The organism is Myroides odoratimimus (assembly GCF_038039805.1).
Classification (GTDB): Bacteria; Bacteroidota; Bacteroidia; order Flavobacteriales; family Flavobacteriaceae; genus Flavobacterium; species Flavobacterium odoratimimum_B.
This window is the reverse complement of record NZ_JBBPHK010000018.1, coordinates 29979-51114: the sequence shown is the minus strand read 5'-3', so window position 1 is coordinate 51114 and position 21136 is coordinate 29979. Positions and strand designations below refer to the sequence as shown.

Genomic DNA, 21136 nt, shown 5'->3' with positions numbered 1-21136 from the left:
TATAATGTCAAGATTACTTTTTTTGTGCTGTAGTTTTTTGTTTATCTCCTCTGTTGCGATGGGACAAAACACAAGAAACTTAGAGCGTACCTTACAACCTAAATGGAAGATGCAGATATACGATAAGGAATCTCCTGTTAAGGCAAAGACGCTATTGTATAACGATATTCCGAAGACCTTTGATTTTAGAGGAACTGTAATGGAATCTATTAGTTGGAAAGATAAAGAAGGAGAGAAAATATTGATTCTAACAACTACAGGGTATTTCCCTTATAGAGACTTATCACAGAAAGGGTTTGGTCAATATTCTTCTGGAACGAAAGGTGAAATCTATATGTATATGTTCACGAATAAAGATGATGATAATGGCTATGTGATGACGATGAAGATGTATGATGTCGTACCCTGTGGTGAAGGAAGCCCTGCACCATATATAGGATATGTGCCTATGGGGACTGTGGTGACTGATTTAGATAATGATGGAGTGACTGAAGTGATCGTGTCTTATGTGACAAGCTGTAATGATGGTGAGAAAGGAGAGTATGATTTAAAAGTCATGTTGTTTAATGGTGAAGAGAATATTCTAGCCAAAGGAGCATCTATACCTAGTGAGGGCAAAGTAGATAAGCCTGTGATAGAAAAGGCAGATAAGACGAAGAAAGTATTCTCTAAGTCGGTAGAAGAAGGCTGGAAGAAAATAGCCAATAGTTTTAAATAATAAAAAACGCATAGTGGTATCTATGCGTTTTTATTATTTATGTTTGTGTTATCATTCGCTATAATAGTAACTATGAAATACAGAATCGAAATACCAGAACCCTGTCATGAAGATTGGGATAAAATGACTCCTCAAGATAAAGGGAGACACTGTGTTGTATGTGATAAAGTAGTCGTTGACTTCTCTAAAGCAAGTAAGAAAGACATCATTGCTATCATAAAGAAAGAAGGAAAGATATGCGGGCGTATTCCACGTCAGTATATAGGTACAGACTTAGAGGAGGAGAAGATCAGCAAGTCATTTGGACTGAATGGTATGGTGGCTACGATGGTAAATTTGTTAGCGCTAACAACTATAAGTACAGCTGTAGCTCAAGAGAAACCAAAGGTAGAATCTGTATGTCAAGATACTAAGACAAGTACTTCTGTACCAACAGTTGTTCAGAATGGTATTAAGTCTGAAGATGCTAGAGTAATTAGAGGAAAGGTTTATGAGTCAAACCTTGAATTACCTGGTACGGTTATTATGATTAAAGGAACTAATATTGGTACTCAAACTAATATGGAAGGAGAGTATGAGTTAGTTATTCCTAAAAAATATAATACTAAAAGGCTTACTTTAGTAGCTTCATTTATTGGATTTGAAGATAATAAAATCAAAGTTGGTAGATCAACAAATAATATTGATTTTCATTTAGAAGTAAGTAATGAGTCATTAATAGGTGAAGTAGTAGTAAAAGCGTATAAAAAAAGTAGAAACAAAAAGAAATATGAAGAGAAGTAAAGGGTTATTAATAGTAGGATTATTAATGATATCTATAGGTACAAGTCTAGTAGCAATGCAAAACTTTGGGATAGGACTATTTCTGCTTATTTCGGCAGTAGTAGTATTGTTGTTTGCCTTAGTGATCGGAGCTAAAGAAAAGAGAGCTTCTAAGAACTAAGTTAGACGACTTTTTAGGGTATTGATTTTATTCTCTCTTCCCCAATCGTAGGTCTTAGATGTATCTGATACGTATTGAAATAACAGGAGTGCTTTGCTATTTAGGAGAGCACTTTTATCGTCTAAAGCATCTTGAGTTTTGAGAGCTAGTAGTCTTAGAATGTCAGCCAGTGATTCTATATTATTTATATCCATTCCCTCTATGGTTAATAAAGATGCTAAAGCTTCTTCATCTGTATGAAGGATAAATCTGTCTATATCTAGGTGTAAGTTCTCCTTAATAGAAGAGGTGAAGTCTTGTACTTGCTGTTCGGTCTCGAAGTTATCGATAGGAAGCGAATTAAAAACGGCTCTAAGTAATTGAGCCGTTTGTTGTATCATTCTAAGGACAAGGTCTCTTTTTTCCATTATTGAAGATTATCGAACAGGACGCAGCGTATTGCTAAATGTTACTTTAAAAGGAGTTTCCTTATTCGCGTTGTTTTTCATCACATAGATGAATTTAAACATTTTAGCATGGTCACTTTCTATCGTCAGTGAGCCTCCTGTATAACTGTCTTTTAATACTATATTCTGAGTGTTGTCTACACGTATAGACTTAGCTATACCTGAGCGTAGGTCACTCATGGTCATGGCGTAGTAATAGGTTTTGCTACTTCCTTTAATAGAGATATTTTCTCCTTTGAAGCCTTTAGTTAAGATCACTACAGAGTAGTTATCAGCAGAGGCATTCATACCTCTAAGGTAATTATCTCTAGTTTTGTCTGTTACAGATCTAAAGTCGTCTCTCACCTGAGCATAATCAGGTAGGTCCATTACATCATCTTCTTCAGGAAGTCTGTCTTCCTCTTTGATTTTTTCGATACGCTCATCTACTGTCAGTTCTTTAGGTGGTTTAGTCGCTACGTGAGAAGCAGATTTACACATAGAGAACAAGACAATTAAAGCTAAGAAAGGTAATTTTTTCATATTCTTAATTTAACAATGATAGTGGTGCGATCGTAAGTAAGTATCTTTGTTGGCGTAAAGATAATTTTTTACACTCAATAAAAAAACTCTAGAAGAGAGTCTTAAACGTTAAAATAGGTTTTTCAATGAATTATGATGTCATATTAGTCGGAGGTGGAGCAGCAGGTTTTTTTACTGCAATTAATCTTGCAGAACAAAATAAAGGACTAAAAATAGCGATTATCGAGAGAGGAAAAGAAGTGCTTTCTAAAGTAAGAATATCAGGAGGAGGAAGATGTAATGTAACGCATGCTTGTTTTGATCCGAAAGAATTAACGCAGTTCTACCCTCGCGGTGCAAAAGAGCTATTAGGGCCTTTTCATCAGTTTTGTTCAGGTGATACTATTGAATGGTTTGATAGACATGGCGTGACATTAAAGATAGAAGAGGATGGTAGAATGTTTCCTGATACAGACTCTTCTCAGACTATTATAGACTGTTTTATGAAGGCAGTACAGAAGCTTAAGATAGAAGTCATCACGAGTAGTAGTGTACAGGGCATCTTTAAGAAAGAGAGCAGTTGGAAGCTAGATACCACAACAGGTAACTACGAAGCGACTTATCTAATCATGACTACGGGGAGCAATCCTAAGATGTGGAATACAGTAGCCGAATTAGGACATAAGATCGTAGAGCCAGTACCTTCATTGTTTACATTTAATATCAATGATAAGCGCATCAAAGATTTGATGGGAGTAGCTACACCTGCTGAGGTAAGTGTTAAGGGGACTAAGCTAGAAGCATCAGGACCTTTATTAATTACCCACTGGGGGATGAGTGGACCTGGTATATTGCGTCTTTCTGCTTGGGGTGCTAGAATATTAGCAGACAAGAAATATCAGTTTCATATCACAGTGAATTGGATGCCACAGCACAGCTTCGAATCTTTAAAAGAAGAATTGCAACGCATCCGTAAAGATCATGCAAAAAAGAATGTGATTAAGCGTATAGAATTAGACCTGCCTAATAGACTATGGGAGCGTATGGTCGTGATATCAGGAATAGCAGAAGATACCAAATGGGCAGATGTGACTAATAAGCAGTTAGATATACTATGTGGGGAGTTGACTCAAGGAGAATATCAAGTCAATGGTAAAAGCACGTTTAAAGACGAGTTTGTTACTGCTGGAGGAGTAGACCTAAAAGAGGTTAACTTTAAAACTATGGAAAGTAAATTGCACAATAATTTGTACTTTGCAGGAGAGATTTTAAATATAGATGCCATCACAGGAGGGTTTAATTTTCAGAATGCATGGACGAACGGATACCTTGCTGCATTAGCGATAACTACTAAAATAGAGCATAAATAAGATGAGGTTTAGTTATTATAATTTGACGAGTAAGATATTGCTATTCGTGTTTTGTTTACTTCCTTTTTTAGGGATGTCTATTTTCTTTATACAAGTAGGCAATGGATTAGCCAAGTCTCTCAGTGCTGTTATGTTATTCCTATTCGTCGTTTTTGTCTATAAATGCTTCTTTATCAAAGTAAGTATAGACGCAGAAGGAGTGACGTATAAAAGTCTGCTCAAAGAGAAGCAACTCAAGTGGAATGAGATAAACGATGTACTGATTGTGGTGAGAGAGAGACGCTCTGTAGCTGATTATTATAAATTTGACGAATGGATGAATGCGGGTAAAGCAGGTAAGAGTTATTTCGTCTTATTTAGAACGACAGAGGGGTTTCCTGAGAATCCTATGTTTATGTTTAGTGCACCTACTAGTGAAGATTATATCAGCGTACAGTTTAGACCTGCTATACAGAAGGCAATAGCACAATATCGAAAATAGAAACAATCATTTTAAAGAAAATATAAAATATCAGAAAAGGCAGTAAAACCACGGTTTTACTGCCTTTTTCGTTGGTTTATTTTTGATTTATCGCATAGTGGTCGCATAGTTATGGGATAGTGCTCACATAATTAAGGCTTTTTTTAATGCGATCACTATGAGAACACTATCCTATTTAATTGCGATTAAGGGGAGGGAGGAGGTTTGTTTTTTTTTGTAACATGCTTATTTTTAACTATTTGATTTTTTTATACTGGAGATTACTGACCTAAAGGAGAAAGTAGAGTTCATAGTAACGCCTATATTGTTTTATTATGTATACGTCTATACGATTAGGGGGGGCATAAAGAGTGTTGCTAAACTATGGCTAAGTAAATAGTGAACTATAAATTAGTAGAAAGAATTATATTGTAAATACTTACTGAAAATCAATGAAATAAAAGAGTTTGCTATTAGCAGATGCTTTTATTTTATTGAAAAACACAATTCGTATGTTGTACATTGAACTGTGTTTACTATATTTGTTTTTTAAGTTAATTTAAAGTTAATGTTTTCTAACTTTATTATTGTTTAATGTGACATGATGTTTATTTTGTTATATAAGTAAATATTTTGTTGTGATATGAGTTGTTTTGTTGTGATTATTTGTTAGTGTAATCAAAATAATTAAAATATATTGTAGACGAATAGAATATGACTCAGAAAGTATATCTAAATAGTGAAAAGGTACCATTATAATTAGCAAATATATTAGTGTTTAGCTCTATTGAGTGGCATGTTACCTCAAAAGCTTGTAATGGTACTCAGTATGAAGAGCTGTTTAATTTTCTTGTTAAAAATAATATTAATAGTTTCAAATTATTTATGATAATCTAGAAAGAGTCCCAAGACCAGTTGTTAGTTTTTGTATGATTTAAAAGTTTTTACAATCCTTCTGTTTACAGTAGATCAGTTTGTATTTAAGTAAATATATTGTCAAATGTTCAAGTATATCTTAGTCTTTTTTTTGTTGCCTTTATTTTTGTTTTCACAAACTAAAATAAAAGGACAAGTCCTTACTTCAGACGGTAATTCTATTGAATTTGCAACAATACAATTACAAACCAAAGATGGAGTTTTATTAGTATCTGATGTTTCTGATGAGAATGGTTTTTTTCAGATAGAGAAAGAACAAGGGAAATACCTATTTAAAATTTTTTATTTAGGGAATGAACTCTTTAAGAAAGAGATAAGCTTAATTGACGATGTAGACTTAGGAAGGATTACCATCGACTACGGAATAGAATTGAAAGAAATAATGATAGAGTCGAAGCTTAAAATGAAAAGAAACTTCGATAAATATGAAGTAACTAATATTTCTAACTCAGTATTAGCTAAAAATAAATCTACATTAGAGTTTTTAAATACTGTTCCTATTGTCAATGTTACTCCTGACGGAAAATCAATCAAGATTAAAAATAGCAAGAGTGTATTGGTTCTTATCAATGGTAGAAATGTAGGGGGTAATAATGTGGCGATGAGTATGTTACAATCTATCCCTGCAATAGATATAAAGAAAATAGAAGTGATAGAGAATCCTGGGAGTGGTTATAGGGCAGGTGATAATGGTATCATCAATGTGATTGTAAACAAAACAAAGGAACAGCCTTTTAAAGTAGTATTAAATGCTAAGTCTACACAATCATTTTATAATACACAAGACGGTTCAGCTTACTTAGCGTTCTCTAAAAATAAATGGGCGGTCACTTCTGGAGTAAAATTGGAAAATTCTAAATATAAAGCACATAGATATGATTCTTATACTGACTTTAAAAGTAATGAGGAAACTCAAATAGAAAGTAATGCTATTACAAAAGGAACAAATTATACTCCTTATGTAAATATTGATTATACTCTTAGCAAAAATCAGACTATAGGTATGAGTTTTAGCTCTAGGTTCAGTGATAACGAAGCCAATAGAGATATTGTTAGTTCTTATTACAATGTAACAACCAACCAATTAGATTCCTTGAATATTGCAAAAAATAAAGATAAAATAAGTAATTACCATGTAGTGTATTATAACTTAAACCATAAGATTATATTAGATACTTTAGATAGTAGTATAAACTCAGATTTTAACTATTATAATTCTAGGAATAATAGAGATATGTTTAATGTATTCGCTTACGCGAATGGCAAAGAAAAGAGGTTTATCCAAAATCCTGACAATACTGCAGAACTAATAGAGTTTAAAACAGAATATGAGAAAAACTTCAAAGACAGTAGTAAACTGACTACAGGGATTAATTATTCAAAGAGTAATATTAAAAGTGATAACTTTCTTGGGAATTACAATGGTGTTGAATATGTATCTGATGATAGGCAAACTAATGTGTTTAAGTATAAAGAAGACTATTTTGCTTTATTTGCGAATTACCGTAAGTTGTTTTCAGAGACTTTTGGAGTGCTTATTGGTTTGCGCTACGAATATTTATCGGCAGACGGTACTTTAAAATCAGACTCAGAAACTGTAAAAATTAGTAATTCTAACTTGTTTCCATCTGTAGCCCTTTTGTATGGAATAAGTGATGAGCATCAATTGACTCTAAATTTTGCTAGTTCTATAACTCGCACACCTTATAGTAATCTTAATCCGTTTATATATATAAACTCACCGAATTCAATTAGGGTGAATAATCCTTACCTTAAAAATACTAAAAAATCATTTATAGGTTTGACTTATACCTTTTTTGATGATTATAATTTAGAATTAGGTTATGCGAAAACCCATAATTTATTTAATAATTTTGATGCTGTAATTGATAACGTCATTGTGAATACAATAGATAATTATGGAAATGGAGATGGGTATGGAGGTAATTTCTATTTTAATAAGAATCTCTTTAAGAACTATTGGAGTTTTTCATTCAGTATGTCTTTAGAAATGTCTAAAATTAAAGGAGAGTATAATAATATTCCAATAAAAATAGACAATACGAACTTCTATTTCAACATCAAGAACAATCTGTTTTTTGATAAGAAAAAGAACACAGTTTTAACTTTAACTTACGGTTATGACAATGGTTTCGAAGATGTATTCGGTAAAGTAAATGCTCAACATTCTCTAAGTGTTGATTTTGGAAAATCGTTTAATGATTTCTACATAAGTATTGGGGCGTACGATTTATTAAGGCCAGATACTAATATGAGGTTTAGTAATTCTGCCTATAGCTTTAATAAAAAGCAAGAATATTTTAAGAGCTATTTTATAAATATGAGATATACATTAGGTAATAAGAGAATAAAGAATGTAACTTCAAAAGAACAAAATGAACGACTGAATTAAATAGGATGGAAGTTGTAATAGAGCTTTTGCTTGTATAATAACTAATCTTTAGTGATTAGTGTAATTTTGTTTTTTTAGAAGTTAATACAGCTTAGAAGAAAAGTATAATGTAGAGGTTTCTAATTACTGATGTGACATTTAATTCCTAAACATCATTACTTAGGAGTTTTTCTATAGTGTTTGAATAATGTTATTCTGTTGAGAGAATGAAGGTTAATTTTATTACACTTTGCTTACAGTAGAAGGAAGTAAAGAACTAATAATATAGGTGTAAATCATTAGCTCTTTTATCTTAGTGTTGTTCTAAAAAAGAGAAGTTTCTAAAAGAATAGAGGGGCTATTAATAAAAGATGTTATTTTTGTTGTTTAGAAATCGATGAACAATGAATATAGAAGACTTTATTTTTAGCCAAGATATAGATGTTAATCAAGTAAAGGAGGGAACATTCTCATGGAGTTCTCCTAGTAATATCGCTTTAGTTAAGTATTGGGGTAAAAAGGAGAATCAGATTCCTGCTAACCCGTCTTTGAGTTTTACTTTAAACAACTGTAAGACTGAAACGACTATGACGTATAAAGCAAAGTCAGATAAAGGCATCAGTTTTGATCTTTTATTTGAAGGACAGCCTAAAGAAGAGTTTAAACCAAAGATTCAGAAGTTTTTTGAGAGAATTCTAAAATACTGCCCTTATATCGAGTATTATCACTTCACGATAGATACTAAAAATACATTTCCTCATAGCTCAGGGATAGCTTCTTCTGCGTCTGGTATGGCAGCGATGGCAGTGAATATTATGTCATTAGAAAGAAAGTTGAATGTGGATATGACAGAAGACTATTTTGACCAGAAAGCTTCTTTTTTAGCTCGCCTTGGATCAGGTAGTGCATGTAGAAGTATAGCGGGAAGTGTAGTAGTATGGGGAGAACAACGCGATATACCTGGAAGTACAGATTTATATGGGGTTAATTTTCCTTTTGAGGTACACCCTATCTTTAAGGGGTATTGTGATACTATCTTGTTAGTGGATAAAGGAGAGAAAAAAGTGTCTAGTACAGTGGGGCATGATTTGATGCATAATCACCCTTATGCAGCACAACGCTTTGAACAAGCTCATGAGAATCTAGCTCGATTGAAAAAAATATTAATAGAAGGTAATTTAACGGAGTTTGTAGCGTTAGTAGAGAGCGAAGCATTGACTCTACACGCAATGATGATGACTTCTATGCCTTATTTTATCTTAATGAAGCCAAATACGCTTCAGATCATCGAGAAAATTTGGGCATTTAGAGAAAAAACATCAATCAATGTGTGTTTTACACTTGATGCTGGGGCAAATGTACACGTTTTATACCCAGAAGGGGATAAAGACTTTGTACAGACATTTATAAGACAAGAATTAGCACAGTTCTGTCAGAATGAACAGTATATAGATGATAAAGTTGGATTCGGTTCAGAAATAATTAAATAATTTTTTGTAACTTTATACTACGGTATGCTAATTGCATATACTAATATAAATATTGAAGATATGAGAAAGTTAATGACAATTTTTGGTTTAGCACTAGGTAGCTTACTATTTAGTCAAGCAACTTATGCACAAGAGTTAGCACCAGATCAAAACCCTAATTATAGAGTAAGTATGGTAAAGTATATGGCACAGAAAGATTCTCTGACTGCGACTTTAAGTACTACTGTACAGGATACTTATAAAGCGTACGATTGGTACGAGGCTAAGATGGAGCGCAAAGCTCAGAAAAAGCAATGGAGACATGAAGAACGCATGGCTCGTGCTAAATATGGTAGAAGTTACTATAGCTATGATAATGGGTATTATGGTAACTATAATAGCTATTATTCTGGATGGAATAACTGGAATACTTGGAGACCAAATATTGGTTTTAGAACTGGTAACTGGTGGTTCTCTATTTAAGAATTAGGAAAAAAACATAAAGAAAAACAAATAAAAGGATTATGCAAATTAAACGTATAGCATTAGCTGCAATATTAGCTGTTTCAGGACTGGCTATTACATCATGTGGACGTCAAGTAACTAGAGTAAGCACAGAAGAAACGATCGACATTAGTGGAAGATGGAATAACTCTGACTCTAGAGAAGTAGCTGACCAAATGACTCAGCAAATATTAGAAGAGCCTTGGATCTTTAACTTCCGCGAAGAGAATAAAGGAGAGAAGCCTGTGGTTATTGTAGGGATGGTTTATAATAAGAGCCATGAGCACATTGAAGCTGAGACGTTTGTAAAAGATGTGGAACAAGCATTTATTCGTTCTCAAAGAGTACGTTTAGTTCAAGGAGGTAAAAAACGTGAGGAGTTACGTGGTGAACGTGCAGATCAACAAACGAATGCATCATCATCATCTATGAAACAATTCGGTTTAGAACAAGGAGCTGACTTTATGTTACAAGGTTCTATCAACTCTATTGTAGATTCTCACAAAAAGAAAAAAGTGGTTTATTACCAAGTTAACTTAGAGTTGACAAATATTCAGACAAATGAAGTAGTTTGGATTGGTGAAAAGAAAATCGCTAAGTACGTAAAAAACTAATTTAAAGTAAAATAGATGGTTTCAAGTAGAACCATATATTCTGTTATAAAAACATCATTGCTTTTTGCAATGATGTTTTTCGTGTTTGGATGTGCTTCATATCATGACCGTATAACAGACTATTATCAGAAAGTAGGTGCTTCTGAACTAGATCTAGCAGACAAAGCTTTAGATAAAAATGCTTTATTACAAAAGCCTCGTAATCTATTGCTTTTTTATATGGAAAAGGGAAAAGTGGCACACTTAAGAGGAGATTATGAAGCAAGTAATAAATATTTTAACCAAGCAGATTTATTGGTAGAAGACGGACTTTCTACTACAGGTGATTTAGCGGTAGGATTATTCCTTAACTCTATGTCTCAGAATTATAAAGGAGAAGAGTTTGAGATATTTATGATCCATTACTATAAAGCGTTAAACTATATGTATCTCGGTCAACCGAATGAGGCTATAGTAGAGGCTAGACGTATCTCACTACAGAACTATGCTCAAGGTGATAAATATAATGATAAGGCAAAACGTTATTCGAAAGATGCTTTCTCCCTTAATCTACAAGGATTAATCTATGAACAGAGCAAGAATTATAACGATGCTTTTATAGCGTATAGAAACGCAGTAGAGACCTATCAGTCTGGAGGAGGAGTGTATTATGGTGTGAAAATGCCTACTGCTCTAAAATACGATGTTATGCGTATGGCAGATAAAATGGGATTCGCAGGTGATGTTGCTAAGTATGAGAAGGAGTTTAAGTTGAAGTTAAAAGATGTTCCTGTAAGTAATGGAGGAGATGTGGTTGTGTTCTGGGAGAACGGTAGGGCTCCGATTAAAGAACAGGAGAACCTTTTCTTCACTTTAGCAAAAGGAGACTCTGGATCTTTAGTTTTTACCAATGCTCTAGGATTTGTAATTCCATTAGATTTTGGTATCGCAGGAAAGACTAACTTGAGTGATATACACAGTGTTAACATCGCTTATCCTAAGTATATTGTTCAACCATTGCCCTATACAGAGGCTTCTGTTACAGTAAAAGATACGTATGTATTGCCGTTCGAAAAAGCGGAGGATATAGACGCTTTAGCTGTATTGACTTTAAAAGAACGTGCAGGTAAAGAATTGGGAAAGATACTGACGAGGATGGCAGTTAAGAAATCTGCGGAATATGCGGTAAAAGCGGCGGCAAGATCGACTAGTAAAGATAGTGATGCTAATGCGGTATTAGAAGGAATAGGACTAGGAGTACAGTTGTTTAACTTGTTTTCAGAGAAAGCAGATACACGTAACTGGCAGACCTTACCTGCGCAAATAAACTATGTTCGTATCCCTTTAGAAATGGGTAAAAACAGCGTGAAGGTTTCTAAGAAGCGAGCTAATGGGCAAGTAGTCGATGGTGTAGTAGAATTAGAAGGTAATGGTGAGATGCAGTTCTTTAATATCACCACAATGAAGTAATAGATTATGAGTGAGAATAGAGTGTGCACACATTGTAAGACAGAGATAATTTGTAATACGGAGGATATTAAACAATGTGACTGTACTAAAGTGAGTATATCTAATGATACACGTGTTTTTTTAGCAGGTTCTTTTCATAAATGTTTATGTAATAATTGTTTGTCTAAGTTTGATGAAATGGTGATTTCGTCAAAGGGGAAGCCTTTTCCAAAACGCAGAAGTGAGATGGAAGAAGGGGTGCATTATTATATGGAAAATGAGTATTTTGTGTTCACAGAATTGTATCATTTAATGAAAGGACAATGCTGTCAAAATGGGTGTAGACATTGTGTTTATGGCTTTAAAAACAGATATTTATAAAAATAAAGTAGTAAAAAAGACGGTGTGCGAATATTATGTGTATTTTTGCAACGTGAATTTACAATAACAGCTATGAAAGGACCATTATTTTATTCAAAAATTCTTCTTTTTGGGGAATATGGGATTATTAAAGACTCTAAAGGATTATCTATTCCTTATAATTTCTATAAGGGAGCATTAAAGATGGCAGAGAATCTAGAAGGAGTATCTTTAAAGTCTAATCAGAGTTTAAAAAACTTTGCAGCATATCTACATGATTTGCAGGAGCAAGAACCTACTTTAGTACAGTTCGATCTAGAGCGCCTAAACGCTGAGATAGAACAAGGATTGTACTTTGATTCTAGTATTCCACAAGGATATGGTGTAGGAAGTAGTGGAGCATTAGTAGCTGCTATTTATGATCAGTATGCTTATGATAAAGTTACTGTTCTAGAGAACTTGACTAAGGACAAACTTTTAGTATTAAAAGGAATCTTTGGAAAAATGGAAGCATTCTTTCATGGAACGAGTTCAGGATTAGATCCACTAAACAGTTATCTAAGCTTGCCTATCCTAATTAATTCTAAAGATAATATCGAGCCAGCAGGTATTCCTTCTCAAAGCGTAGATGGAAAAGGCGCTGTGTTTTTAATAGATTCGGGTATCGTAGGAGAGACTGCACCGATGATTACAATCTTTATGGAGAACCTAAAAGATCAAGGTTTCCGTCAGATGTTAAAAGATCAGTTCGTGAAATATACAGATGCTTGTGTAGAGAACTTCTTAAAAGGGGATGTGAAATCGTTATTTAGTAATACGAAGTTATTGTCTAATGTAGTGTTTAATCACTTTAAGCCAATGATTCCAGAACAGTTCCACAGTGTATGGCAAAAAGGAATCGAGACTAACGATTACTATTTAAAATTATGTGGCTCTGGTGGAGGTGGTTATATCTTAGGATTTACTGCTGATATCGAAAAAGCAAAAGAGTCTTTAAAAGATTATAAATTAGAAGTTGTATATCAATTCTAATTCAGATATGAAAAAATAGATATTATAACCTTTCGCAGTAGCGATATAAAATTGAAACAAGAGATAATGTTATCTAGGAAAAATAAACTACTCTTAGCTAAAATATTCAGCTTGTTCTCTGTTGTGAGAGGTTATAATATTTTTATTATAGTACTAGCACAGTACTTAGCGTCTATCTTTATATTTGCACCTGAACTTAGGGCGTTAGACGTGATTTTAGATTGGAAACTCTTTCTAATTATCTTTGGATCTTCCTTAGCTATCGCAGGAGGGTATATCATTAATAATTTTTATGATGCAGAAAAAGATTTAATCAATAGACCAATTAAGTCTATGTTAGATCGACTGGTGAGTCAGGCAACAAAATTACGTGTCTACTTTGCGCTTAACTTTTTGGCTGTAGGGATTGTGTTTCCGGTATCTTGGCATGTGTCTGTGTTCTTTTCTGCTTATATATTTCTGTTGTGGTTTTATTCTCATAAGCTTAAGAAGTATCCTATTATAGGTAATCTTACTGCTTCATTACTAGCGATATTACCTTTCTTTAGTATCTTGATGCATTTCAGATTCTATTATCCTTCTATCTTTCTACATGCAGCTTTTCTGTATTTAGTCATTCTAATCAGGGAGTTGATAAAAGACATGGAGAATATTAAAGGGGACTTTGCAAATGATTATCAGACTATCCCTGTTCGATTTGGAGATAGAGTAGCGAAAGAGGTAATCACAGTCGTAACAGTATTGACACTGATACCGATCTATTTTTTAGTCAATAAAGAGAACCTTGGGTATATGGTATATTACTTTTATCTAAGTATTATCGTATTAATCTTGTTCTTATACAGATTATGGACATCCAAGGAAATAGAACAGTATCACAGTTTACATATTAGTTTAAAATTGTTGATTTTATTAGGAGTATTCTCGATTATGCTAATAGACCCAGATGTGGTAATTAGTGGCAAAGTACTGCTAGAAGAAACTTTATAGTATTAAAAGTTGTGTAAACTTTTAGAGTTATATTAATAAATGCATAGAATAAAACTATCTTTGCAAAAATCTTTAGATATGAATAACGGTAGGTCGAATTCAGGAAATAATAAATCGAATCGCTCAGGAAATAGAAATGCAGCGGGAAAGAAGTCTTTTGGTTCTAAGGATGGAGCTAAAAAGACTTATGGGGGAAATGATAGCAAGAAAAGATCATTTGACAATAATAAAGAAGGAAATAAAACGCATGGTGCTAATACTACAAAGAAATTTGATAGTAAACCAAGAGTAAAAAATACACCTAAAGAAACAGATGAAGTACGTCTGAATAAATATATTGGTAACTCTGGAGTATGTTCACGTCGTGAGGCAGATATCTATATCGTGTCTGGAAACGTGACTGTAAATGGAGTAGTGGTTACTGAATTAGGGTACAAAGTAAAGAAAACAGATATTGTGAATTTTGATGGTACAGTATTAACACCAGAGAAATTGACTTATGTATTATTAAATAAACCGAAAGGATTCGCTACTATTAATGAGCCAATCGTATCAGCTGAGAATGTATTAAGCTTATTAAAAGGAGCTTCTAAATATCCTTTAGCTCCTGTCGGTCGTATGGATAAGACTACTATCGGTCTAATGTTATTCACGAATGATACTAACTTATTACAGAAGTTAAACTCTACTGATTCTCGTTCTTCTAAGTTATACCATGTGTCAATAGATAAAAACCTTAAATATGAAGATCTAGAAAAGATTAAAAAAGGAGTTTATATCGATGAGCGTCGTGTATTCGTAGAAGAAATATCTTATGTAGATGATCAACCTAAGACAGAGATCGGTATTAAGCTAAAAGCTTCTAATGTGAAGTTAGTACGTGCTATATTCGAATCTTTAGGATATAATGTTATTAAACTTGACCGTGTGATGTATGGTCAGTTAACAAAATGGAATCTACCAAGAGGTAAATGGAGACATTTAACAGATGAGGAAGTAAGAAACCTTAAAAACGGTTAATATAGATATTAAAAAAGCTCGCTATCATCTAGCGAGCTTTTTTGTTGATATTTATTGAAGATAACTTGGTAGTTCCATAGGTATCTCCATGACTAATATTTGACTTTTCTCATTTGCTTTAATCGTAAACTTATCTTCTCCGTCAAAACCAATAGCGTCTCTTCTTTGTAGAGTGTCTTCACCTAAAGTAATATCTCCTTCTAGAACAAATAAGAAGATACCATTAGACTTATCCTTTAAGTCATAAGATAACTCTTTACCTTGATCTAAATCAGCCATGTGGAACCAAGCATTCTGATGGATCCATACTCCTTTATCGTCAGGATTAGGAGAAAGTATTTGATCCCATTGATTCACGCGATCTTCTATGTTTAATTTTAGTTGATCATAACGTGGTTTTACATTTAGTTTATCAGGGAATATCCATATCTGTAAGAATTTACTCTCTTTATTCTCATCAGGGTTAAACTCACTGTGTTGAACACCTGTTCCTGCACTCATGATCTGTATTTCACCTTCATTTATAATCGTACCATTACCCATATTATCTTTGTGTGAAAGACTTCCTGATAAAGGAATAGATATAATCTCCATATTATCATGAGGATGTGTACCGAATCCCATACCTGCAGCTACCTGATCATCGTTAAGTACACGCAGCACACCGAAGTGTATTCTTTCGTTGTTTCGATAGTTAGCAAAGCTAAAGGTATGATGAGATTTTAGCCATCCGTGGTTAGCATATCCTCTACTATCTGCTGTGTATATAATTTTTGTGTTCATAGCTTTATGATTTTAATACTACAAAGATACGTTATGGACTGATTACCATTGCTTAATGTAGGTTAAGAACGGCTTATATCTATGAATGTCAGTTATTTTTTTCTAGTATTATCAAAGTATTCTCTTAAAATATCTTCTCTAAAATCTGGGTGAGCAATATTAGCAAGAGCGTGTACTCTATCTATAATAGACTTACCTCTTAGATCTGCTACTCCATATTCTGTTACGATGTATTGAGCATGTGCACGAGACGTTACCACTCCTGCTCCTTGTTTAAGGAATGGAACTATTTTGTTTCCTCCTTTTTTAGTAGTAGCAGAAAGTGCTATGATGGCTTTCCCTCCTTTACTCAGCGTAGCTCCTCTCATAAAATCAACTTGTCCTCCTACACCTGAGTAAATATTTGCCCCGATAGAGTCTGCGCATATTTGTCCTGTAACATCTATTTCTACAGCAGAGTTAATCGCTATCATCTTAGGATTCTGACGAATCACGAATGGATCGTTCGTATATGAACATTCTCTAAGTTCAAAGAATGGATTATTGTCTACATAGTTATATAATCTCTCTGTTCCGATAAAGAAAGTAGAGATAGCTTTGCCATTAGAAGTAGTTTGTTGAGAACAGTTTAGAGCTCCTGCTTCAATTAGATCAACAACACCGTCTGCAAACATCTCTGTGTGTAATCCTAGGTTCTTATGCCCTTTCAGTTTTTGAAGAACGGCATCAGGTATAGATCCAATTCCCATCTGTAAGGTACTACCATCTTCTATCATAGAAGCGATGTAATGCCCTATTTTATCTTCTACTTCACTAAAGTCAGAACTGTATTCTGTCAGAAGTGGTGTGTCATGCTGTACTAATATATTAATTTTAGAGATGTGTACTAGCGCATCTCCAAAGGTACGAGGCATGAATTTATTGACCTGTGCTATAACTATCTTGGCTGTGCGAATAGCTGCTTGTGCAGCAACTACAGAAGTTCCTAATGTACAAAAGCCGTTCTCATCAGGAGGAGAAACTTGTATTAATGCCACGTCTAAGGGAACAAGACCATTGTCAAATAACGTCGGTAGCTCACTTAGGAATACAGGAGTATAGGTACCATTACCTTCTCGTATAGTGTGTCTCACATTACCACCAGTAAAGAAAGAATTCACAAAGAAACTTTCTCTATATTTTGGATCAGCATAAGGGGCTTTGCCTAAAGTATGGATATGACAGAACTCTACATTTCTTAATTCGGACGATCTTTCTACAATAGCATCAATGATATGATTAGGCGTACAGGCTACTGCATGTACGTAAACTCTGTCACCCGACTTGATCAGCTTAGCTGCTTCTTGTGCTGTTGTGTAATTCATTTTGTGTGTAATTTTGTGTATTTAGACAAATGTTTCCTTAAAAGTAAAGCATTAGTCTTTATAAGGCAAGTAAAAAGTGTGGCTAATCATTTTTTTCATTAACTGTAATAGTGTAATTTTGTAGGATATAAAATTTTAAGGTATGATAATTCCAAAAACTCTTGAAGAAATCGAGTTGATGAGACAGAGCGCATTGCTTGTTTCTAAAACATTAGGGATGATAGCTACAGAGCTAAAACCAGGAGTAACGACTTTAGAGCTTGATGCAAAAGCTGAAGAATTTATTAGAGATCACGGAGCAGTACCAGGATTTAAAGGCCTTTATGGTTGTCCTTCTACCTTGTTGACAAGTGTGAATGATCAGATTGTACACGGATTACCTACAGATCGTCCTTTAGAAGAAGGAGATATCGTATCTGTGGACTGTGGTACAGTGATGAATGGATTTTATGGAGATCACGCTTATACATTCGAGATAGGTGATGTAGATCCAGCTACTAAAAAGTTATTACAGATTACAAAAGAATCTTTATACGTAGGTATTAGAGAATTCAAATTAGGAAATAGAGTAGAAGATGTAGGTAGTGCTATCCAACGCTACTGTGAGAAAGAAGGGTATACGGTAGTACGTGAGCTAGTAGGTCATGGACTAGGACGTAAGATGCACGAATCTCCAGAAATGCCTAACTACGGTAAACCTGGTAAAGGTAAGAAGTTCGTAGAAGGTATGGTGGTAGCTATCGAGCCTATGATTAACTTAGGTACTCGTAATATCAAACAACTGAATGACGGATGGACTATCGTGACTCGCGATGGAAAACCTTCTGCTCACTTCGAACACGATGTAGCATTAGTAAATGGTAAACCAGAATTGTTATCTACTTACCAATATATCTATCAAGCATTAGGTATCACTAGTAATGAAGAAGATGAGTTTAGAGCTAAACCATTAGTTCTGTAATTACTCATTTCTATTAATGAAGAAGTTATTTAAAACAATATTGAACATTGTGCCTCGACCGATATTAATTCGGTTGAGTTACGTTGTTCGACCTATGATGGCATGGTACCTAAAAGGGGATGTGTACACAGATCCTATTGATGGTAAAAGCTTCAAGACTTTCTTGCCTTATGGATATGCGAAGCAACGCAATAATGTCCTTTCTCCTAGTACACTTTCACTAGAGAGACACCGCCTATTATGGCTTTATCTTCAGCGCGAGACCGACTTCTTTAGCACTCCAAAAAAAGTGTTGCACTTCGCACCTGAGCAGGCGTTCTATAAACGCTTTAAAAAACAACCTAATTTAGATTATACAACTACCGATCTAGAATCTCCTTTGGCAGATGTGAAGGCGGATATTTGTAACTTACCTTTTGAGGATAATAGTTTTGATATGATTTTGTGTAATCATGTCTTAGAACATATTCCAGATGATACGAAAGCTATGCAGGAACTGTATCGCATTCTTAGACCTGGAGGTATGGGAATCTTCCAAATCCCACAAGATATGTCTAGAGAAACTACTTTTCAAGATGATACTATAACAGACCCTAAAGAGCGTACACTCATCTTTGGTCAATATGATCATGTACGTGTGTACGGACGTGATTATTTTGATAAGTTAAGAGCGATTGGTTTCACTGTAGTAGAAGAAGATTTTATTCATAAACTTACTCCAGAGGAAGTAACTAAATACTGTTTAGCAGAAGGAGAGATTATCCCTGTATGTTTTAAGTAGAATGACTATAATATTTCTCTTAGACGTAGATAGAATTAGTTAAAGTATCCTTATAAGGGCTTCCCTATCTATAACCTATTGTGTATCTTCGTAATTATTTAGCAAGATTATGAAGAATACATTGATTACTACTGTACTTTTTGATATGGATGGAGTTTTAATAGACTCAGAAGGATTTTGGCAACAAGCAGAACAAGAAGTGTTTACTTCTATGGGAGCTACTTGGGATGAAGAGATCGCTATCCAAACACAAGGTAAAACGACTAGAGCAGTGACTGAACTGTGGCATAGTCTGTTTCCATGGGAAGGAAAGACCATTGAGGAGGTGGAGCAAATGGTGATTGATAGAGTCGATGAGTTAATTAGTACAGAAGGAGAAATAAAAGAAGGCGTAATTCAGACCTTGGATTTTCTAAAAGAGAGAAAAGTGAAGATTGGTCTTGCTACTAATTCTCCAGAATCTTTGATTAATACTGTTTTAAAGAGATTAGGTATTCGTGATTACTTCCAAACCATAGTTTCTGTAGATCATGTAGAACATGGAAAGCCTGCACCAGATGTGTATTTAAGAGCAGCTCATAATCTAGGGAGTGATCCTAGAGAGTGTCTAGTAGTAGAGGACTCGTTCACAGGAGCTACAGCTGGTAAAAATGCAGGGATGACTGTAGTAGCCATACCAGATCATTTGCAGTACGAACAAGAAAGATTTGATATTGCTGACTTTAAATTGAAAAGTATGATTTTTTTAAACGAAAATATTGTATCTTTTTTGCACGAAGTAACGGTTTAGTTTAAAATGGTCATTATGCGAAATAAGGTTTGGTCTGTTATTCTTTTTTTTCTTTGGATAGGGTGCGTTTTGGCACAATCTCCACAGAACTATACTGCAGATTATATTAAGTCAGTAGGATTTATGAGTAATAATAGAGCAGTTACACCGTTCTTTCAAATAGGGGATCAGTTTACACTTGCTTTTGATGACTTATACGGAGATGATAGTAATTATTTTTATCGAGTTAAGGCTTATAACTATGACTGGACTCCATCTAAACTGAAGCAGATAGAGTATATAGATGGATTAGACAGACAGCGTATTATGACGTATGAAAACTCGTTTAATACTTTGCAGAATTATACAAACTATAAATTGACACTTCCTGCTCAACGTTATAGAATATTGAAGAGTGGTAATTATGTATTGGAAATATATAATGAAGATGACGAAGTAGTAATTAGAAGGAAGTTTGTCTTATATGAGAGTTTAGTCAATGTACCTATTCAGATTAAAAGAACTAGGAATCTAGATGTCATCGAGACGAAGCAGAATGTAGAGTTTAGTGTATTACTAGGGGAAGCTGTATATCAAAACCCAGTTCAGAATATCAAGATAGCGATTTTTCAGAATGGAAGATGGGATTCTTATCTGACGAATATTAAGCCTCAGTATACTATGGGGAATGATCTTATCTATAAGTATGAAAATGAGACTCAGTTCTGGGCAGGCAATCAGTTCTTAAACTTTGATAATAGTGATATTAAACAAGTGAATAATATGATCGGATCTGTGACTACAGATAACGGTATATATAATACGTATTTGTACACAAATGAGAGTCGAAAAAGTAAGGGATATACTTATTTTCCAGATATCAATGGGAGTTTCTATCCTCGAAATATTAATGGTAGAAATCCTAATATCGAAGCAGAGTATAGCTGGGTATACTTCAGTTACCGTCCAGAGGAAGATGTACAGAAGGGGATAGATTATTATGTGACAGGATTATTTAATGATTATGCATTGGTACCTGCTAATAAAATGAAGTATAATGAAGAGAAGGGATATTATGAACAAATCATTTTAGTGAAACAAGGTTTTACTAATTTTAGTTATACAGCAGTTCGAAATGGTGTTGTTGATCCAAGCATTGCACCAGATGGGAACTATGCCATGACAACTAATCGCTACCAAGTACTCGTTTATTATCGTGGCAATAATGACTTGCATGATAGAGTAATTGGTATAGGAGAGGCGAGCGCAGAGAACATAGTGTATTAGACACTGTG

22 protein-coding genes are annotated in these 21136 nt (G+C 34.1%); 18 read left to right on the top strand and 4 right to left on the bottom strand.

Annotated features, from left to right (window positions below):
- Nucleotides 1-4: 4 nt before the first annotated feature.
- The 3 genes from AABL85_RS13255 to AABL85_RS13245 all read left to right on the top strand — a co-directional run bounded on the left by AABL85_RS13255 (nt 5) and on the right by AABL85_RS13245 (nt 1661).
- Nucleotides 5-718, top strand: a complete 714-nt coding sequence (locus tag AABL85_RS13255; protein WP_341310424.1) for a M949_RS01915 family surface polysaccharide biosynthesis protein — start codon at nt 5-7, stop codon at nt 716-718.
- 72 nt (nt 719-790) lie between these two features.
- Nucleotides 791-1501 (top strand): carboxypeptidase-like regulatory domain-containing protein, encoded by a 711-nt coding sequence (locus AABL85_RS13250; RefSeq protein WP_341310423.1) that lies wholly within the window; start codon nt 791-793, stop codon nt 1499-1501.
- Nucleotides 1488-1661: a hypothetical protein gene (locus AABL85_RS13245; RefSeq protein ID WP_006262708.1), complete on the top strand. Its 174-nt coding sequence runs from the start codon at nt 1488-1490 to the stop codon at nt 1659-1661. Before AABL85_RS13250 ends, AABL85_RS13245 begins: the two co-directional genes overlap by 14 nt.
- Here the strand turns inward: AABL85_RS13245 and AABL85_RS13240 are convergent.
- Together AABL85_RS13240 and AABL85_RS13235 are read right to left on the bottom strand one after the other, a co-directional pair.
- Nucleotides 1658-2068, bottom strand: a complete 411-nt coding sequence (locus AABL85_RS13240; RefSeq protein ID WP_341310422.1) for a hypothetical protein — start codon at nt 2066-2068, stop codon at nt 1658-1660. The genes AABL85_RS13245 and AABL85_RS13240 overlap by 4 nt on opposite strands.
- A 9-nt stretch (nt 2069-2077) precedes the next feature.
- Nucleotides 2078-2629: a hypothetical protein gene (locus tag AABL85_RS13235; protein ID WP_286413371.1), complete on the bottom strand. Its 552-nt coding sequence runs from the start codon at nt 2627-2629 to the stop codon at nt 2078-2080.
- Between the two features lie 125 nt (nt 2630-2754).
- Here AABL85_RS13235 and AABL85_RS13230 point away from each other — a divergent pair, with 125 nt between their 5' ends.
- The 11 genes from AABL85_RS13230 to AABL85_RS13180 all read left to right on the top strand — a co-directional run bounded on the left by AABL85_RS13230 (nt 2755) and on the right by AABL85_RS13180 (nt 15183).
- On the top strand, nt 2755-3978 hold the full coding sequence (locus AABL85_RS13230) for an NAD(P)/FAD-dependent oxidoreductase (protein ID WP_341310421.1): 1224 nt from the start codon (nt 2755-2757) through the stop codon (nt 3976-3978).
- 1 nt (nt 3979) lies between these two features.
- Nucleotides 3980-4459 (top strand): hypothetical protein, encoded by a 480-nt coding sequence (locus AABL85_RS13225; RefSeq protein WP_041888705.1) that lies wholly within the window; start codon nt 3980-3982, stop codon nt 4457-4459.
- 979 nt (nt 4460-5438) lie between these two features.
- On the top strand, nt 5439-7787 hold the full coding sequence (locus tag AABL85_RS13220) for a TonB-dependent receptor domain-containing protein (RefSeq protein WP_341310420.1): 2349 nt from the start codon (nt 5439-5441) through the stop codon (nt 7785-7787).
- 383 nt (nt 7788-8170) lie between these two features.
- Complete coding sequence (locus tag AABL85_RS13215) at nt 8171-9256, top strand: diphosphomevalonate/mevalonate 3,5-bisphosphate decarboxylase family protein (RefSeq protein ID WP_286437227.1); 1086 nt, start codon at nt 8171-8173, stop codon at nt 9254-9256.
- A gap of 60 nt (nt 9257-9316) precedes the next feature.
- On the top strand, nt 9317-9718 hold the full coding sequence (locus tag AABL85_RS13210; RefSeq protein WP_235280504.1) for a hypothetical protein: 402 nt from the start codon (nt 9317-9319) through the stop codon (nt 9716-9718).
- Between the two features lie 41 nt (nt 9719-9759).
- A complete protein-coding gene (locus AABL85_RS13205) occupies nt 9760-10353 on the top strand; it encodes a penicillin-binding protein activator LpoB (RefSeq protein WP_041888725.1) in 594 nt (197 codons plus the stop codon).
- A 15-nt stretch (nt 10354-10368) separates the two neighbouring features.
- The gene (locus AABL85_RS13200; protein ID WP_286413376.1) at nt 10369-11802 is read left to right on the top strand and encodes a COG3014 family protein; all 1434 of its coding nucleotides are present in this window, start codon (nt 10369-10371) and stop codon (nt 11800-11802) included.
- 6 nt (nt 11803-11808) lie between these two features.
- Nucleotides 11809-12162: a cysteine-rich CWC family protein gene (locus AABL85_RS13195; protein ID WP_286413377.1), complete on the top strand. Its 354-nt coding sequence runs from the start codon at nt 11809-11811 to the stop codon at nt 12160-12162.
- A gap of 72 nt (nt 12163-12234) precedes the next feature.
- On the top strand, nt 12235-13173 hold the full coding sequence (locus AABL85_RS13190; RefSeq protein ID WP_286413378.1) for a mevalonate kinase family protein: 939 nt from the start codon (nt 12235-12237) through the stop codon (nt 13171-13173).
- A gap of 66 nt (nt 13174-13239) precedes the next feature.
- The gene (locus AABL85_RS13185) at nt 13240-14163 is read left to right on the top strand and encodes a geranylgeranylglycerol-phosphate geranylgeranyltransferase (RefSeq protein ID WP_286413379.1); all 924 of its coding nucleotides are present in this window, start codon (nt 13240-13242) and stop codon (nt 14161-14163) included.
- A 78-nt stretch (nt 14164-14241) separates the two neighbouring features.
- A complete protein-coding gene (locus tag AABL85_RS13180) occupies nt 14242-15183 on the top strand; it encodes a pseudouridine synthase (RefSeq protein ID WP_286437232.1) in 942 nt (313 codons plus the stop codon).
- A 51-nt stretch (nt 15184-15234) separates the two neighbouring features.
- On the opposite strand, the gene AABL85_RS13175 is transcribed toward AABL85_RS13180, so the two are convergent.
- Together AABL85_RS13175 and AABL85_RS13170 are read right to left on the bottom strand one after the other, a co-directional pair.
- Nucleotides 15235-15966: a pirin family protein gene (locus tag AABL85_RS13175; protein WP_341310419.1), complete on the bottom strand. Its 732-nt coding sequence runs from the start codon at nt 15964-15966 to the stop codon at nt 15235-15237.
- A 92-nt stretch (nt 15967-16058) separates the two neighbouring features.
- Entirely contained in the window at nt 16059-17330 is a 1272-nt protein-coding gene (locus AABL85_RS13170; protein WP_341310418.1) for an acetyl-CoA hydrolase/transferase family protein, read from the bottom strand.
- A gap of 142 nt (nt 17331-17472) precedes the next feature.
- Between AABL85_RS13170 and map the strand changes: the two genes are divergently transcribed.
- From map to AABL85_RS13150, 4 genes are all read left to right on the top strand, one after another.
- Nucleotides 17473-18291 (top strand): type I methionyl aminopeptidase, encoded by an 819-nt coding sequence (gene map / locus AABL85_RS13165; protein WP_006257485.1) that lies wholly within the window; start codon nt 17473-17475, stop codon nt 18289-18291.
- A gap of 16 nt (nt 18292-18307) precedes the next feature.
- A complete protein-coding gene (locus AABL85_RS13160; protein ID WP_041888734.1) occupies nt 18308-19072 on the top strand; it encodes a class I SAM-dependent methyltransferase in 765 nt (254 codons plus the stop codon).
- 109 nt (nt 19073-19181) lie between these two features.
- Nucleotides 19182-19862, top strand: coding sequence for a hexitol phosphatase HxpB (hxpB, locus tag AABL85_RS13155; protein WP_341310417.1), 681 nt, complete (start codon nt 19182-19184; stop codon nt 19860-19862).
- 15 nt (nt 19863-19877) lie between these two features.
- The gene (locus tag AABL85_RS13150; RefSeq protein ID WP_341310416.1) at nt 19878-21128 is read left to right on the top strand and encodes a DUF5103 domain-containing protein; all 1251 of its coding nucleotides are present in this window, start codon (nt 19878-19880) and stop codon (nt 21126-21128) included.
- The last annotated feature ends 8 nt before the right edge of the window (nt 21129-21136 follow it).

Excerpts from the sequence above, each read along its gene's own strand:
- AABL85_RS13220 (WP_341310420.1), top strand. The coding sequence starts at position 5,439 with ATGTTCAAGTATATCTTAGTCTTTTTTTTGTTGCCTTTATTTTTGTTT.
- AABL85_RS13235 (WP_286413371.1), bottom strand. The coding sequence starts at position 2,629 with ATGAAAAAATTACCTTTCTTAGCTTTAATTGTCTTGTTCTCTATGTGT.
- AABL85_RS13160 (WP_041888734.1), top strand. The coding sequence starts at position 18,308 with ATGAAGAAGTTATTTAAAACAATATTGAACATTGTGCCTCGACCGATA.
- map (WP_006257485.1), top strand. The coding sequence starts at position 17,473 with ATGATAATTCCAAAAACTCTTGAAGAAATCGAGTTGATGAGACAGAGC.
- AABL85_RS13245 (WP_006262708.1), top strand. The coding sequence starts at position 1,488 with ATGAAGAGAAGTAAAGGGTTATTAATAGTAGGATTATTAATGATATCT.
- AABL85_RS13215 (WP_286437227.1), top strand. The coding sequence starts at position 8,171 with ATGAATATAGAAGACTTTATTTTTAGCCAAGATATAGATGTTAATCAA.
- hxpB (WP_341310417.1), top strand. The coding sequence starts at position 19,182 with ATGAAGAATACATTGATTACTACTGTACTTTTTGATATGGATGGAGTT.
- AABL85_RS13255 (WP_341310424.1), top strand. The coding sequence starts at position 5 with ATGTCAAGATTACTTTTTTTGTGCTGTAGTTTTTTGTTTATCTCCTCT.
- AABL85_RS13170 (WP_341310418.1), bottom strand. The coding sequence starts at position 17,330 with ATGAATTACACAACAGCACAAGAAGCAGCTAAGCTGATCAAGTCGGGT.
- AABL85_RS13180 (WP_286437232.1), top strand. The coding sequence starts at position 14,242 with ATGAATAACGGTAGGTCGAATTCAGGAAATAATAAATCGAATCGCTCA.
- AABL85_RS13150 (WP_341310416.1), top strand. The coding sequence starts at position 19,878 with ATGCGAAATAAGGTTTGGTCTGTTATTCTTTTTTTTCTTTGGATAGGG.
- AABL85_RS13230 (WP_341310421.1), top strand. The coding sequence starts at position 2,755 with ATGAATTATGATGTCATATTAGTCGGAGGTGGAGCAGCAGGTTTTTTT.
- AABL85_RS13195 (WP_286413377.1), top strand. The coding sequence starts at position 11,809 with ATGAGTGAGAATAGAGTGTGCACACATTGTAAGACAGAGATAATTTGT.
- AABL85_RS13205 (WP_041888725.1), top strand. The coding sequence starts at position 9,760 with ATGCAAATTAAACGTATAGCATTAGCTGCAATATTAGCTGTTTCAGGA.
- AABL85_RS13190 (WP_286413378.1), top strand. The coding sequence starts at position 12,235 with ATGAAAGGACCATTATTTTATTCAAAAATTCTTCTTTTTGGGGAATAT.
- AABL85_RS13185 (WP_286413379.1), top strand. The coding sequence starts at position 13,240 with ATGTTATCTAGGAAAAATAAACTACTCTTAGCTAAAATATTCAGCTTG.
- AABL85_RS13240 (WP_341310422.1), bottom strand. The coding sequence starts at position 2,068 with ATGGAAAAAAGAGACCTTGTCCTTAGAATGATACAACAAACGGCTCAA.
- AABL85_RS13200 (WP_286413376.1), top strand. The coding sequence starts at position 10,369 with ATGGTTTCAAGTAGAACCATATATTCTGTTATAAAAACATCATTGCTT.
- AABL85_RS13210 (WP_235280504.1), top strand. The coding sequence starts at position 9,317 with ATGAGAAAGTTAATGACAATTTTTGGTTTAGCACTAGGTAGCTTACTA.
- AABL85_RS13175 (WP_341310419.1), bottom strand. The coding sequence starts at position 15,966 with ATGAACACAAAAATTATATACACAGCAGATAGTAGAGGATATGCTAAC.
- AABL85_RS13225 (WP_041888705.1), top strand. The coding sequence starts at position 3,980 with ATGAGGTTTAGTTATTATAATTTGACGAGTAAGATATTGCTATTCGTG.
- AABL85_RS13250 (WP_341310423.1), top strand. The coding sequence starts at position 791 with ATGAAATACAGAATCGAAATACCAGAACCCTGTCATGAAGATTGGGAT.